This is a genomic window from Achromobacter sp. ACRQX, from assembly GCF_022346505.1.
GTDB classification, from domain to species: Bacteria; Pseudomonadota; Gammaproteobacteria; order Burkholderiales; family Burkholderiaceae_B; genus Achromobacter; species Achromobacter animicus.
Genome location: NZ_JAKRML010000015.1, coordinates 22,294 through 36,937 on the forward strand (window position 1 = coordinate 22,294; position 14,644 = coordinate 36,937).

Consider the following 14,644-nt stretch of genomic DNA (forward strand, 5'->3'; position numbering starts at 1 on the left):
GGCGGGATGAAGGGCTATGAAGCGGAAGCCGAGAGCATAGCGTCCGCCATCTCGCGCAGCCGGTGCTTCTGGATCTTGACCGAGTTGGCGCTCTCCACTGACGGGAATGCGTCCAGCACGGTAAAGCCCGCCGGCGCCTTGAAACCTGCCATGGCCGCCTTGCACGCCGCGGTCCAACCGGCCGGGTCGGCCTGCGCGCCTTCCTGCAGCAGCACGAAGGCGTACGGCACGATCTTGCCGTTGCGCGTCGCGCCCACCACCTGGCAGGCCCGCACGCCCGGCAGGGTCTCGACGACCTGTTCGATCTCCACCGGATTGACCAGGAAGCCGGACAGCCGCAGCGAGTCGCCCATCCGGGTCTGGAACACGAACTGGCGGTCGGTCAGCGTGTAGCCCAGGTCGCCGGTCTTGAAGTAGCCGTCATCCGTCACGGCTGCGCGGGTCGCGTCCGGGTTGTCCAGGTAGCCCTGCATCAGGCTGGGCGACAGGATTTCGATTTCGCCGGACTGGCCATGCGGCAGCACCTGGCCGGACTCGGGATCGCGGGCGCGCACACGGGCGTTGGGGTAGATGAGCGTGCCGCCGGGCTGGTGGCGGGCCGACACGTCGCCGTCGGCGGGGTCGCGGGGCTGGCCCGCCACCAGCGCGATCAGTTCGCTGGAACCGTACAGGCCCGTGAGCGGCACGCCAGCCGCGCGGGCCAGGTCCAGCATGTTGTCCAGCGCGGGGGTGAAGCTGGCGAAGCCGAATAGCTGCACGGACGCAAACGCGCCGGGCGCGGCGGCCTGCATCATGCCGACCAGCGCCTCGTTGTTGGCGTAGGTGTGGGTGACGGCGTGCCGGGCGATGGCCTGCGCGGATTGGGCCGCGTCGAACACAGGGGCGCAGACGACGGGCACGCCGCGCGCCAGGCCGCCGGCCAATGTCGCAAAACCGAATGCGCCGCAGAACGGCGCGCTGGCCAGCACGCAGGTCCGGTCGTCGTAGCCGAACGCCCGCGCCACCATCGCGCCGTGGCGCAACAAGGTCTTTTGATCGTGCAGCACGAACTTGGGTTTGGACGTGGTGCCGGATGTGGTGAAGCACAACACGCCGGCATTGGCTTGCGCGACGGGGGCGGGGTCGGCGCAGGCCAGCAGCGCGTCGTACCGGTGCACCGGTTTGCCGTGAAGCGATGCCGGAGGAAGTTCGTCGGGCCCAGCCAGCGCGACCGCGCCCTGCAACTGATCCACATCCACGGGCGCGACGCCATCCAGGATGCCCTGGAAGTCGATGCCTTTGAAGTCGGGCCAATACACCAGCCAGTCGGCGCGGCCGCGGCCCAGGATGTCGGCCACTTCGACCGAGCGGAAGCGCGTGTTGACGGCCAGCACCAGCGCGCCTAGATGGGCGCACGCAAGAAAGGATTCGACCCAGGCCGCGCAGTTGGGGAGCCAGACGGCGACGCGGTGCCCGGGCTGCACGCCGATGCGGGCCAGGCCCGCCGCCAGCGCGAGGCCGCGCGTGCGCAGGTCCCCGAAACTGAGCGGTTGATCACGATCGATGAGCGCAACGGCATCGGGTTGCCGGGCGGCCAGCGCGTCCAGATGGTCGGAGAAGGTCGAGTACGGCAGGGGCATGGCTTACACCGTGGCGATAGGCGTCACAGGCGAGCCGACGGCGCCGGGCATGCGCAGGGGCGGGGCGGTCAGCAGGAACCGGCTGCGGCCGTTTGCATGGAGCCAGTCGGCCAGGTCCTTCAGGTACCACAGCTCGGCCAGCGGTACGCCCAGCTTGAAGAGGCAATGGTGGTGCAGCGGCAGGATGGAATGGCCGGGGCCGGATGTGCGCGCAGGATACGATTCGACCGCGTAGTTGTCGGCGCAGATGGCGGCGATGCCGGAATGCGTGATCCAGTCCAGCAGCGCGGGGTCGGCGCCGTCCAGCACCGCGCCCGTCTGCTCCAGTTTGTGCGGATCGGGGTGGCCATTCATGGCCACGACGGCTTCCGCGAAACCGGTGCGCAGCACCAGCATGTCGCCGGGCTCGGGCTGGGCGTCCTGCTCGCGCATGGCGGCTTGAAGCTGCGCATGGCCGACGATCGTGCGGCCCGGGCCAAAGGCACGCGCCAAGTCCACCAGCACGCCGCGGCCCTGCATGCCTTTTTCGGCATAGCGGCTGACGCTGAGCTTGCGCGCATACGAGCCGCCCGGCGGGCAGCAGGCGGCTGCCGAGTTGTCGGGATCGGCGCCGCCAAACACGTCCACGCCGGCGGCGTAACCGTTGTAATAGACGCGGCGCGCCTGGCCGTCGCCCTGGATGTCGAACATGGCGCCCACGTGGCACAGGCCGTCCCACTGCGTCGAATACTGCATCGACAGCGTGACCTGATCGTCCGACAGCACGTCAATGGCTTCGGGCTGTACCTGCGACATCGCAAAGTTCAGATAGGGCGTGCCTTCGCGGAAGGTGGGCTTGAGGGTGGGCGCGTGGCGGCGCGGATTGAGCACGTTGCCGCCGGGCAGATCCAGCGGCAGCGACAGGCAGAAGACCTTGCCGGCACGGACTTCGCGCACCGCCTGCAGCACCTTTTCTTCGGTCAGCAGGTTCAGGCGGCCCAGTTCGTCATCCGGGCCGAAGTCGCCCCAGGTGGAACCTTCGGGGCGTTGCGTCCAGCGTTTCATCTGCTTGTCTCCTGTCGGTTTTTCATGTTCTTATGAATATAGTACGTATTTACGTACTTTAAAAAGAAATCCGCAATCAGCGGGTTCGATAGGAGACGAGACCATGACGCAATTGCAGCATCCGCGCGCCGGATGGCGCATCGCCCTTGCCGCGCTGGCCGTTCTGGCGCTGCCTGCGGTCCACGCCGCGGGCTATCCCGAGCACCCTGTGACCGTCGTCGTACCGTATCCGCCGGGCGGCGGCGCGGACCTCTTTGGCCGCGCCATCGCCAACGCATTGCAGCCGGGCCTGAAGCAGACGGTGCTGGTCGAGAACAAGCCGGGCGCGGGCGGCAATATCGGCATGGCTTACGTCGCTCGGGCGAAGGCGGACGGCTACACGCTGGGGCTGGGCACGATCGGCACGCAGACGATCAACCAGTTTCTCTACAGCAACATGCCGTTCGATCCCGAGCGCGACCTGGTGCCGATCGCGCTGGTGTCCACGACGCCGAACGTGATCGCGGTCAGCGCGAAGTCGCCGTACAAGACGGTGGCGGACGTGATCAAGGCGGCCAAGCAGTCGACGGACAAGAAGCTGACTTACGCGTCACCGGGCATCGGTTCGTCGGTGCACCTGACGGGGGCTTACTTCGAGGCCATGGCCGGGGTGACGATGCTGCACGTGCCGTTCAAGGGCACGTCGGCGTCGCTGCCGGCGGTGGCGGGCGGGCAGGTGGATCTGCTGTTCGACAATCTGCCGGGGGCGCTGGCGCAGATCAAGGACGGGAATCTGGTGCGCGGGGTGGCGGTGACTTCTGCGGCGCGTGATCCGTCGGTGCCAGACTTGCCGACGGTTGCCGAGTCCGGATTGCCGGGGTTTGACGTGACGGCGTGGTTTGCGTTGTATGCGCCGCGCAATACCCCCGCGCCGGTCGTTGAACAACTGATTGCCGCCGCCCGGAGCGGCTTGGCGACGCCGGCCATCGCCGCCAACTTCGCCACGATGGGCGCGAAGCCGGGCACCCTGTTCGGCAAGGATCTGGCCGCGTTCGAATCCGCCGAACGCAAGAAGTGGGGCGGACTCATCAAGGACCAGGGAATCAAGGCGCAATGAATTCACCCTTCGCTCTCGTGACCGGCGCAAGCCGGGGAATCGGCCGCGCCATCGTGGCGCGGCTGATTGAAGACGGCTTTCAGGTCGTCAATTTCAGCCGTACGGCGCCCGAGACACTGTTGCCGGGCGAGACGTTCCGGTCGGTGGACCTGTGCGACGCGGCGGCGACTATTGCTGCGGGCCGTGAGTTGGCGGCGCAGGAACCGGTGCTGCATCTGGTCAACAACGCGGGGATGATCCAGGTTGCGAACATCGAGGACATTACGCAGGAGGAACTGGCGCGGACGATGGCGTTGAATCTGACTGCGCCGATTCTGCTGATGCAGGCGCTATTGCCGGGGATGCGGCAGGCGAAGTACGGGCGTGTCGTGAATATCGGCAGCCGGGCGGCGCTGGGCAAGGGCGGTCGGTCGGTGTATGGGGCGTCCAAGGCGGGGCTGGCGGGGATGACGCGGACCTGGGCTTTGGAGCTGGCGGGCGATGGCATTACGGTGAACACCGTGGCGCCTGGGCCGGTTGCTACCGAGCTGTTCAACCAGTCCAATCCGCCAGGGGCACCGAAGACGCTGGCGCTGGAGGCGGCGATTCCCGTGGGGCGCGTGGGGCGGCCGGATGAGGTGGCGCATACCGTGGCTATGTTTCTGGACCCGCGGGCGGGGTTTGTGACTGGGCAGGTGCTTTATGTTTGCGGGGGGATGTCGGTGGGGTTGTTAGCTTGAGTGTCGTTGCTGGCCATCGTCGGCGTTCTTGAGACGCCCGGCGCGGCGTGGGCCTGGGGCGGGCGGGGCTCCGATTGCGGTCCGGAGCCTTCGCTCCGGACTGCCCCGTTGTCAACCTCGTACGCCTTCGGCTCCCTACGGTTTCCCTCGGGCGCATCTAAACGCCCCGCCCGCCCCAGGCCCACGCCGCACCGGGCTCGACTTGCTTGATCTTTGAGGGTGTTGGGGCGAGTTGGGTTCTTGAGGTTTTGGCACGCACTGGTGTGGAAGAGAAGCGTCTTGCGGTGCCCGCCCCCGGGCGGCCGCGCGGGCGGCCTTCGTGGGCTTACGCGCTGTCTTGCGTCGTGGCGATGACGCTTCGCGTGTGGCTGCTTCCGCTTCTGCGTCAGGGTCAGTGGGAGTGTCATAAATTCGCTGTTTGACACCCTGATCCCCATCAGCGCGCAAGCGCACACCGCCACGACGACCCACCGACCCAATGCCGGGTTGCCGCCGTCCGGGCGGCAGCAACCCGGCGGCCCCGCAGATTTCCTGCCCCGCACACAGGTCTTGTAGCGCGCAAACCAAAGACCCTCGTAGCACGGCGTCGTGGTCCCCGTTGGCACGAGCGCCGTCGATGCGCCCGAGGGAATCTGAAGGGAGCCGAAGGCGGACGAAGATGACGAAGGGGGAGGCCGGAGCGAAGGCTCCGGACCGCAATCGTGGGCGCTCGTGCCAACGGGGACCGCGGCGTCGGGCGACCTACGAAGATCGAACACAGCCTTGCCGTCATAGCTGCTGACACGCGGCCTTGCCACTACTGCCGCGGACGCTTGAACACCGGACCCACGTGTTGCTCGACGGCCTTCCTCGTCATCTTCCCCGCGCCCTCCAAGGCACCGGCGCGCTCTTCGCGCAGACGCCGCAGCACTTCGGTCGGCGCGACGCCGAAGTGTGCTGCGAACTTGCGCTGGAAGGTGCGCCGCGACATGCCGCAGGCGTCGGCCATGTCGTCCACCGACCAGCGGGCCGACAGGCGTGCTTCCATTTTTTCGACCAGTTCGCGGAATGGGGCGGCCACGCGGTCCTGCAGCCGCAGCGTCTGGCTGTACTGGCGTTGGTCGCCGTTGCGGCGCATGAAGACCACCAGCCGCCGCGCGACCTGCTGGGACAGCGCGGCGCCGAAGTCGCGTTCGATCAGCGCCAGCGCCAGGTCGATGCCGGCGGTGACGCCCGCGGAGGTCCAGTATTTGCCGCTTTCGATGAAGATGCGGTCGTCGTCGACGCGCAGGCCCGGGTAAAGCTTGCGCAGCCGGTCGGCCGAGCGCCAGTGCGTGGTGACGGCGCGGCCATCGAGCAGGCCGGCGGCGGCCAGGATGAATGCGCCCGTGCAGACGCTGCTGGTGCGGCGTGTGCCGGCGTCGCGGCGGCGTAGCCAGGCGCGCGTTTCGCCGTGCGCCGCGGCGCGATCCACGCCGGGGCCGCCGGGCACCAGCAGCATGTCGATGGGCGCGTCGTCGTCCGCTTCGAAGGTGCCGTCCACTTGCATGCGCAGCCCTTGTTCCCAGGTGGTTACCACCGGAGATGCCGCGATCGTGTTCAAGGCATATAACTGGCGGCCCGACTCTTCGTTGGCCGAGCTGAAGGCCTGCCACGGTCCGGCCAGGTCCAGCGGCTGGAAACCGTCGTACAGCACGAACAGCACGCGTTGTGGCGCGATTGGCGCGCTTTCTGGCGCACCGCGCGGCGCGCGTTCGCCTATGCTGGGTTCTGGCGTTTTCATGGGAGCAACGTCATGAAGGTGAATATCGTCTTGTTCGAAGGGCTGACTCAGCTGGATATGACCGGGCCGTACGAAGTGCTGGCGAACGCGCCGGGATTTACCGTGGATTTTGTCGCAAAAACGATGGAGCCGGTGCGCTGCGACCGGGGGTTGCGCTTCGTGCCTACGCAAACGATCGACTCGGCGCCGCCTTGCGACCTGCTAGTCGTGCCGGGCGGGCCGGGCACGGACGACGCCATCGTCGATCCGGCGTGGGTGGATTTCACCCGCAGGCAGGGGCAGGGCGCCAAATACCTGTTCGGTATCTGCACGGGATCGCTGCTGCTGGGCGCGGCCGGGCTGCTGCGGGGCAAGCGGGCGTCGAGCCACTGGCGGGCGAGGGAACTGCTGGCGCGGTTTGGGGCCACGCCGAGCGACGAGCGCCTGTGTGTGGACGGCAATGTGTTCACGGCCGGCGGCGTGACGTCGGGGATCGACATGGGGCTGAAGGTGGTGGCGTCGCTGTGCGGCGAGGATGTCGCCAAGCTGATCCAGTTGCAGATCGAATACGATCCGAAGCCGCCGTTTCCGGGCGGCACGCCCAAGACGTCGGAGCCGGCGATTGTGGAGCGCTATCTGGCGATGTCGCAGGCGCGATTCGAGCGACGCAGCGCGGCGGTGGATCGGGCGGCGGCCGCCATGCGGTGAGGCGGTGAGCATGGCAAGAGGGCGGCGATTCGGCCGTGTCGGCGGCGGCCATGCCGCGGGGGGGAGGTGTCGCGACGATGGCGATGCCGTGGCGGCGAAGTTCATGCCGTCACAGCGGTGCCCCTGCCTTTGAAGAGGGGTCGCATAGCCTTTATCGCTGCGCCGCTCACCGCCCCAGATGGTCCAGCGGCAGCGGGCTCTGCGGCTTGACCGTCTGGATCGCGAAGTTGCTGCGGATGTCCTTGACGCCGGGCAGTTTCAGCAAGGTATGTAGCAGGAACTGCTCGTACCCGCGCAGGTCGGGCACCACGACCTGCAACAGGAAGTCGGACTCGCCGGACACCAGATGCGCGGCGATCACTTCCGGCAGCGCGCTGACCTCGTTGCGGAACATTTCGGCGTCGCGCTCATGGTGGCGTTCGACCTTCACGCCCACGAATACCGTCAATCCCAATCCGACCTCGTGCGGATCCAGCCGCGCTTCGTAGCCCTGGATGACGCCGGCTTCTTCCATCATCCGTACGCGCCGCAAGCAGGGCGAGGGCGACAGGCCGATCTGGTCCGCCAGCTCCACGTTAGTGAGCCGGCCGTTCTTCTGCAGCGCCTCCAGAATCCGGCGGTCGTAGGCGTCAAGTTGGCGTTTTGGCATGGATTTGTGGAATTCAGGCTTGGGTTGGTGGGTTGTGCCAGGAATGGTATCCAAGTTGGCAAGAATGGCAAGCACATGCCAGCCTCTTTTTTCTAGAATCTCGCCATTGAAAACTTGCGGTGGAGCGCGGTCATGGCCGATATGGCGTTGTTTCTGGGAGCCTTGCTGATTGTGTACGTGGTGCCCGGGCCGGACATGATCCTGCTGCTGGAAACCGGTCTGCTGCGCGGCCGCGGGCAGGCGCTGGCGGTGGCTGCGGGCTTGGCGATTGCTCGTGCGGCGCACGTGACGCTGGCCGCGCTGGGTCTGGCGGCCTTGTTCAAGACGCACCCCTGGGCGTTCGACGCGGCGCGCACGGTGGGCGGCTGCTATCTGGTGTGGCTGGGGATCCGTCTCTTGCGCGCGCCGCTTGCCGTTCCGCCCCTGGACGGGGAGGCCGCGCCGCGACATGCAGGCTGGGGACCCGCGCTGATGAGCGGCGTGCTCACCAATGTGCTCAACCCCAAGGCCTTGCTGTTCTGCTCGGTGCTCCTGCCGCAGTTCGTGTCGCCGGAGCGCGGCCCGATTGGCCAGCAGTTCGCCGTGCTGGGCGTCATCCTCGTCGGATTGGGCCTGACGTTCGACGTGCTGTGCGCGCTGGCGGGCGGTGCGGTAGGCCGCTGGATGTCCGCCAGCCCGCGCGCACAAAAGATCCAGAGCCTGGTCTTCGGCACCGCCCTGATCGGCTTCGGGTTGCGCCTGACCTTCGCCAATCGCCCGGCCTGAGGTGCGCGGCACCTGGTTGGGAGTTGGACAGCCATGGTTTTGTAAGACCAAATGAGGTGTCAGACATCCATGGATTTTTCAGGACCAAATGAAGTGTCAGACACCCGGGATTTTGTAGGACCAATTGAAGTGTCTGACACCCGGGATTTTGTAGGACCAAATGAGGTGTCAGACACCGGCCCTATGCGTCGAAATCCGCAACAAAATAAGGCCCAGCGCGCGATCGCGCCGGGCCTTATTGCTTAGCACCGCACCTGCGTTACTTGCCGAAGGCGAACGACGCTGCGTCGACCTCGTCAGCCTTGGCGGGCGGCGGTACGGCGCCGTCTTCCAGCAGTTCCGCGGGATCCAGTCCCTTGGTCAGCTCCAGCGCCTGGCGCTCGAACAGGCGCCGGTACAGGCCGCCCTTCAGGCGGATCAGCGCGTCGTGGCTGCCTTCTTCAATCACGCGGCCATGGTCCATCACCAGCAGGCGGTCCAGAGCCCGGACTGTCGACAGGCGGTGCGCTACGACCAGCGTCGTGCGGCCTTCCATCAGGCGGTCCATCGCGCGCTGGATCAGCACCTCGCTTTCGCTGTCCAGGCTGGACGTGGCTTCGTCCAGGATGAGGATCGGCGCGTCCGCCAGGAACGCCCGCGCAATCGCTACGCGCTGGCGTTCGCCGCCGGACAGCTTCACGCCGCGTTCACCGACCAGCGTCTCGTAGCCCTTGGGCAGCGCCATGATGAAGTCATGCGCACTGGCCAGCCGGGCAGCCTGCTCGATGTCGGCCTGCGACGCGCCGGGGCGGGCGTAGGCGATGTTTTCCGCCAGCGTCCGGTGAAACAGCACGGGCTCCTGCTGCACGATCGCGATCTGCCCGCGCAGCGACGCCTGCTTCACCTGGGCGATGTCCTGCCCGTCGATGGTGATGCGGCCACCGTTCACGTCGTACAAGCGCTGGATCAGCTTGATGAAAGTCGTTTTGCCCGAACCCGAGTGGCCGACCAGGCCCACCCGTTCGCCCGGCGCGATGCGCACCGAGAACCGGTCGTACAGCGCGACGTTGTGCGCGCCATAGCGGAACGTCACGTCTTCGAAGCGGATCTCGCCTGCCGTCACCGCAATGTCGCCCGCGCCCGGCCGGTCTTCCACGCCCAGCGGCTGCTTCTCCAGCGACACCAGTTCCTCCATGTCGTTGACCGAGCGCTGCAGGTTGCGGATGTGCATGCCCACGTCCCGCAGATAGCCTTGGAGCACAAAGAACATGGTCAGCGTGAAGGTGATGTCGCCCACGCTGGCCTGGTTGCGCGACCACAGCAGCAGCGATGCGCCCAGGATCGAGGCCTGCATGGCGACGAGCATCGCGCCCTGGATGCCGCCGTTGAACGTAGCGCGGATCCAGGTGCGGCGCGTGCGGCGGCGCCACTTGTCGATGACGCGGTCCAGCCGCGCTTCCTCACGCGTCTCCGCGCCAAAGGCCTTGACCACGGCGTTGCAGCTGACCGCATCGGCCAGCGCGCCGCCCATGCGCGTATCCCAGGCATTGCCCAGGCGCGCGGCGGGCGCCACGTACGCCAGCGACAGCGTGGCGGTGACGGCGATGTAGAGCACCGAACCCAGGCCCACGACCAGCCCCATCAGCGGCCAATGCGCGCCCAGCAGCGCGGTGGCGCCCACCAGCATGACGACCGACGGCAGCAGCGCCACCAGCAACGTGTCATTGAGCAGGTCCACCGCCCACATGCCGCGCGTGATCTTGCGCACTGTCGACCCCGCGAAGCTGTTGGCATGCCAGTCGGTCGAAAAGCGCTGCACGCGGTAAAAGGCATTCGAGGCGATGCCGTTCATCATCTTCAGCGTGAAGGTGATGATGTTCTGGAACACCGCCTGGCGCAGCAGCGTCCCGCCCACGCCTAGCGCAACCAGCAGCCAGAAGGCGGTGATGGCGGCGGTCCAGGCAAGCTGGTCGCCGGCCGCGCCCGAAGCCACGGCGTCGACCAGGCGGCCGGCGTACATCGGGGTCAGCACGTCGGCCACGGCGGACAGCAGCGCCAGCGCCACGATCACGACGATGCGCAGCGGCTGCCGGCCCCAATAGCGGAAGGTAAAGCCCAGGACATCCTTGAAGGCCTGTCCTCGAAAATCGATTTTTTTTCTAGCCATTGCCATGGCCTGGCGGCAGAGCACACGCCAGGTTCCTTGTAAGGAAAGAGGAAAAACACGCCGTGCGCCGGAAGGGGCGCTGGCAACTGCGTTAAGGGTTCAAATGGGCACGGCGGACCGGTCGCCAGGTAGTGAACTGGCGATGGTGCCGCGCGGGCGACGACTTAATGGCGTCGCGGGGACACGCGCGGGACGGCGTTCGGCATGGGGTACATCATGCGGCCTCCCTGTCGGTGGGTGAGGGGAAAAAAGGAAGTGGGCACAGGCCCGAATTGCCGATTCTATCCAAGTGATGTAGGCGAATCAACGGGCCGCGCGTGGGGACAGAATGCGATGTCGGTTTTTTTCAACGCGGCGGATGCGGCAAATGCGCCCGACGCCGCATGCGTCGCAAACGCTGCGATCAAGACGATCGCAGCGGATCAGCGGGCACAACGAGCGGCGCAACCGCCGCGCTAACCGGGCAGCGACGCCGCGCCCGCAGCGGTATACCCGCCCTGATGGCTTGCCAGCCGCGCATACACGCCTTGCTTGCGCAGCAGTTGGTCGTGCGTGCCGGACTCGGCCAGCGTGCCGCGGTCCAGCACCAGGATCAGGTCGGCGTCGCGAATGGTGGACAGGCGATGCGCAATCACCAGCGTCGTGCGGTGGCGCATCAGCACGTCGAGCGCGCCGCGCACCTGCATTTCCGACAGCGTGTCCAGATGCGACGTGGCTTCGTCCAGAATCAGCACCGGCGCGTTCTTCAAGAAGGCGCGCGCAATCGAGATGCGCTGCCGCTGACCGCCTGACAACTGCATGCCGCGTTCGCCCACGCGCGTGGCCAGCCCCTCGGGCAGACGCTGCACGAAGTCGGCCAGTGCCGCCTGTTCCAGTGCACGCATCAGATCTTCGCGGCTGGCCTCGGGACGCGCCAGCCGGATGTTGCCTTCGAGCGTGTCGTTGAACAGATAAGTGTCCTGCGTGACCAGCGCCACGCGCTCGCGCAGGCCGTCGAGCTGGAGTTGGCGCACGTCCACGCCGTCCAGCTTGACTGCGCCTTCGCGGGGATCCCAGAAGCGCAGCAACAGGCTCGCCACCGTGCTCTTGCCCGCGCCCGAGGCGCCGACAATCGCCACCGTGGCGCCGGCAGGCGCGGTGAAGCTAAGCTGCCGCAGCGTGTCCTGGCGCTTGCCGGGGTAGGCGAAGCTGACGCGCTCGAACGCGAGCGACAGGCCATGCGGCGCCACCGGCGCGGGCAGGGGGCCGTCCACGACGGGTTCGCGTTCGTTGGCCACCACGTGCAGGCGGCGCGTGGCGGCGATGGTGTCGGCCAGTTGCCGGCTGACCTGCGAGATCTCGGACACCGGCAGGAACGTCGCCAGCGCGATCAGCACCAGCAGCGGCAGCATGGCGGCCGCCAGCGTACCGGCCTGCACCTGCAGCGCGCCCACGACAGCCACCGCGAGTCCGCCCAAGCCCATCGCGATTTCAAACCAGGCCGTCTGGCGGGACAGGTCGCGCAGGATGGCCAAGCGCCGCGCCCGATAGTGATCGGCGACCTTCAAGAACTGATCGCGGCGGCGGCCCGTCGCCTGGAAGGCGGTCAGGTCGGCCAGGCCCTGGATGGTGTCGGTGGTGTGAGCGCTCATTTCACCCAGCGCCTCGCGCGCCTTGTCGCCCAACGCATCGACGCGGCGCCGGCCGCGCACGGGAGAGACCAGCGCATAGGCCAGGAACGGCAGCAGCGCCAGCGCCACCGGCCAACTGTAGAACCCCAGGAAACCCAGCACGGACAACGGCACCAGCACGGACACGATGGCCGGCGCGATGGTGTGCGCGTAGAAATACTCGACCATCTCCACGTCCTGTGTGGCCAGCGCGACCAGATCGCCCGAGCGGCGTTGCAGCAGGTACGCGGGCGCCAGCCGTTCCAGCTTGTCGTAGAGCTTGACGCGCATGTCGGCCAGGAGCTGATAGGCCATCGCATGCGCCAGCCACGATTCCAGCCAATGGAACAGCGCGGCCAGCGGCGCGGCGATCAGCAGGCCGACGATCAGCGCGGTGGTATCGCCGCCGTCGCGGATGGCGGCCACGATCAGGGCGCTGAACACGCCCACGCCGATGAAGGCGGCGACACGCGCCACGCCCAGCAGAATGGTCGCGATGAGGGTGCCGCGCCATGGGCGCACCACCGACAGCAGGGTGCCCAGTGTGGCGCGCCAGCCGACCTGCTCGGCATCCGCGTCCAGCGACCGCAGGGCCGGACCGGGCGCGTTGCCGTCGTCGGGCTCGGCGGCGGGATTGCCCGCCGCCTGCTGTGCCGAGGGCAGGGAGCCGGCGGCCGGATTGCGGTGCGCGGCCGCCTGTTCGTGCATCAGGCGGTAGTACAGCCCTTTCTCGCGCATCAGGTCGGCATGCGGTCCGGCTTCGGCCACTCGGCCCTGGTCCAGCACCAGGATGCGGTCCGCGCCGATCACGCTGGCCAGCCGGTGCGCCAGGATCAGCGTCGTGCGGCCGGCCATGAGGCGGTCCAGCGCCTGCTGGATCAGCGCCTCGTTCTCGGTGTCGACCGACGAAAGCGCCTCGTCCAGGATCAGGATGGGCGCGTCGCGCAGCAGGGCGCGGGCGATCGCCACGCGCTGGCGCTGGCCGCCCGACAATTGCAGGCCGCGCTCGCCAATGCGCGTGGCGTAGCCGTCCGGCAGCGCCATGATGAAGTCGTCGATGTTGGCGGCGCGGGCGGCGGCGCGCACCTCATCAAGCGTTGCGTCGGGGCGGCCCAGCCGCAGGTTGTCGTCGATGGTGCCGTGAAATAGCGTGATGTCCTGGCTGACCAGCGCGATGTGTGACAAGAGGAACTGCGTGTCCAGCGCGTTGACGTCGTGCCCGCCCACGCGGACCGCGCCGGATTGCGGCACGCATTCGCGCAGCAGCAGCCGCACGATGGTGGACTTGCCCGCGCCGCTGGGGCCGACCACGCCGACCCGTTCGCCCGCCGCAATGCGGAACGCCAGGCCCCGGTGGGCAGCGCGTTCGGGCGTGTACGAAAAGGCGACGTCGTCGAACTCGATGGTCGGCGCCAGGCGCGCAGGGCCCGCTTGCGCGGCGCGCGCGTCGGGGGCGGGCGTCAGTGGCTGTGCGTCCATCAGCGCGTGAATGCTGGCGGCGGCCGACTGGCCCAGCATGCCCCGGTGCAGCACCGCGCGCAGATCGCGCAGTGGGCGGAAAATCTCGGTGCCCGCCATCAGCACGATCAAGAGCGCCTCGACGCTCATGTCGCCGGTGGTCACGCGCCAGGCGCCCAGCGTCAGCGCCAGCGCGGCGCCCAGCGCCACGCCCAGGTCGCTGATGCCGCGCGTCAGCAGGCTGACGGACAGTACCCAGAACGTGTTGTCGGACAGACTGCGAGCGCGGGCGGCAAGCCGCTCGCCCCAGGCCTTGCCCTGGCCATACGACTTGAGCGTGGGCAGCCCCTGGACCGCGTCCAGAAACTCTTCACCGAATTCGTTGAGCGACCGGCTGCGCGCCAGGCTGGCACGGCGGTCCAGCATGTGCACCGCCATCGGCCCGAACAATGCGAAGAGGGCGGCGGCCAGGAAGACGAGGGCGGTCGGCACGTCCCAGAACGCAATGACGGCAAAGATGGCAAAGGGTGCGGCGGCCGCGATGGCGACCTGCGGCAGATACTGTCCGAAGAAGGTCTGCAACTGTTCGACGCCGTCCACCACGGTCAGCATGACGCCGCCCGTGCGCTGGTTGGCGAACCATGCCGGTCCCAACGCGACGATGCGGTCATACAGCTTCGCGCGCAGCGTGTGCTGGATGGCAGCGGATGTGCGGTTGGCCTGCACCGTGCGCCAGTCGTCCAGCAACGCCCGCAGCAGCACCATGGCCGCCACGCATAGCGCCGGCATTGCCCATTCCTGCCACGGCGCCCCGTCGAAAACGCGTGCGAGCAACTGCCCCAGGAACACGTACCGCGCAATCCCGGCCGCCAGCGCCAACAGGCCCAGAAAGATGCCGCCCGCCATGCCGGCACGCAGACCCTCGGTCAGACGCCACAGCCTCGAATCGAAATACATAGCATTACTCCATCCAGAGCCTGCATCGTCCCCGATCCGGCGCGCGCGCGAAAGCGATGAATTTTCAATCAAGGGTTGAGATAAACTCAACCG

The 14,644-nt window shown here is 67.6% G+C and carries 10 protein-coding genes; 4 read left to right on the forward strand and 6 right to left on the reverse strand.

Going from position 1 to position 14,644, the window contains the following annotated elements:
* Window positions 1-14 precede the first annotated feature (14 nt).
* Both MHZ91_RS15055 and MHZ91_RS15060 read right to left on the reverse strand, forming a co-directional pair.
* Window positions 15-1,619, reverse strand: a complete 1,605-nt coding sequence (locus tag MHZ91_RS15055; RefSeq protein WP_239214349.1) for an AMP-binding protein — start codon at window positions 1,617-1,619, stop codon at window positions 15-17.
* Window positions 1,620-1,622: 3 nt separating this feature from the next.
* Window positions 1,623-2,663, reverse strand: coding sequence for a cyclase family protein (locus MHZ91_RS15060; protein WP_239214352.1), 1,041 nt, complete (start codon window positions 2,661-2,663; stop codon window positions 1,623-1,625).
* A 103-nt stretch (window positions 2,664-2,766) separates the two neighbouring features.
* On the opposite strand from MHZ91_RS15060, the gene MHZ91_RS15065 reads away from it, so the two are divergent.
* Window positions 2,767-3,759 (forward strand): tripartite tricarboxylate transporter substrate binding protein, encoded by a 993-nt coding sequence (locus tag MHZ91_RS15065; protein ID WP_175124144.1) that lies wholly within the window; start codon window positions 2,767-2,769, stop codon window positions 3,757-3,759.
* Window positions 3,756-4,478 (forward strand): SDR family oxidoreductase, encoded by a 723-nt coding sequence (locus MHZ91_RS15070; protein WP_239214355.1) that lies wholly within the window; start codon window positions 3,756-3,758, stop codon window positions 4,476-4,478. Before MHZ91_RS15065 ends, MHZ91_RS15070 begins: the two co-directional genes overlap by 4 nt.
* A gap of 796 nt (window positions 4,479-5,274) precedes the next feature.
* On the opposite strand, the gene MHZ91_RS15075 is transcribed toward MHZ91_RS15070, so the two are convergent.
* Complete coding sequence (locus tag MHZ91_RS15075; RefSeq protein ID WP_239214473.1) at window positions 5,275-6,162, reverse strand: DJ-1/PfpI family protein; 888 nt, start codon at window positions 6,160-6,162, stop codon at window positions 5,275-5,277.
* Window positions 6,163-6,252: 90 nt separating this feature from the next.
* On the opposite strand from MHZ91_RS15075, the gene MHZ91_RS15080 reads away from it, so the two are divergent.
* Entirely contained in the window at window positions 6,253-6,927 is a 675-nt protein-coding gene (locus MHZ91_RS15080) for a DJ-1/PfpI family protein (protein ID WP_218343455.1), read from the forward strand.
* Between the two features lie 166 nt (window positions 6,928-7,093).
* Here MHZ91_RS15080 and MHZ91_RS15085 read toward each other — a convergent pair whose 3' ends face one another.
* Complete coding sequence (locus tag MHZ91_RS15085; RefSeq protein ID WP_105238374.1) at window positions 7,094-7,576, reverse strand: Lrp/AsnC family transcriptional regulator; 483 nt, start codon at window positions 7,574-7,576, stop codon at window positions 7,094-7,096.
* 132 nt (window positions 7,577-7,708) lie between these two features.
* Between MHZ91_RS15085 and MHZ91_RS15090 the strand changes: the two genes are divergently transcribed.
* Window positions 7,709-8,341 (forward strand): LysE family translocator, encoded by a 633-nt coding sequence (locus MHZ91_RS15090; protein WP_239214358.1) that lies wholly within the window; start codon window positions 7,709-7,711, stop codon window positions 8,339-8,341.
* A 259-nt stretch (window positions 8,342-8,600) separates the two neighbouring features.
* On the opposite strand, the gene MHZ91_RS15095 is transcribed toward MHZ91_RS15090, so the two are convergent.
* Complete coding sequence (locus MHZ91_RS15095; protein WP_239214361.1) at window positions 8,601-10,487, reverse strand: ABC transporter ATP-binding protein; 1,887 nt, start codon at window positions 10,485-10,487, stop codon at window positions 8,601-8,603.
* A gap of 455 nt (window positions 10,488-10,942) precedes the next feature.
* A complete protein-coding gene (cydC, locus tag MHZ91_RS15100) occupies window positions 10,943-14,551 on the reverse strand; it encodes a thiol reductant ABC exporter subunit CydC (protein ID WP_239214364.1) in 3,609 nt (1,202 codons plus the stop codon).
* Window positions 14,552-14,644 lie beyond the last annotated feature (93 nt).

Coding starts and splice junctions, on each gene's coding strand:
- MHZ91_RS15070 (WP_239214355.1), top strand. CDS start 3,756: ATGAATTCACCCTTCGCTCTCGTGACCGGCGCAAGCCGGGGAATCGGC.
- MHZ91_RS15095 (WP_239214361.1), bottom strand. CDS start 10,487: ATGGCTAGAAAAAAAATCGATTTTCGAGGACAGGCCTTCAAGGATGTC.
- MHZ91_RS15085 (WP_105238374.1), bottom strand. CDS start 7,576: ATGCCAAAACGCCAACTTGACGCCTACGACCGCCGGATTCTGGAGGCG.
- MHZ91_RS15065 (WP_175124144.1), top strand. CDS start 2,767: ATGACGCAATTGCAGCATCCGCGCGCCGGATGGCGCATCGCCCTTGCC.
- MHZ91_RS15060 (WP_239214352.1), bottom strand. CDS start 2,663: ATGAAACGCTGGACGCAACGCCCCGAAGGTTCCACCTGGGGCGACTTC.
- MHZ91_RS15080 (WP_218343455.1), top strand. CDS start 6,253: ATGAAGGTGAATATCGTCTTGTTCGAAGGGCTGACTCAGCTGGATATG.
- cydC (WP_239214364.1), bottom strand. CDS start 14,551: ATGTATTTCGATTCGAGGCTGTGGCGTCTGACCGAGGGTCTGCGTGCC.
- MHZ91_RS15055 (WP_239214349.1), bottom strand. CDS start 1,619: ATGCCCCTGCCGTACTCGACCTTCTCCGACCATCTGGACGCGCTGGCC.
- MHZ91_RS15090 (WP_239214358.1), top strand. CDS start 7,709: ATGGCCGATATGGCGTTGTTTCTGGGAGCCTTGCTGATTGTGTACGTG.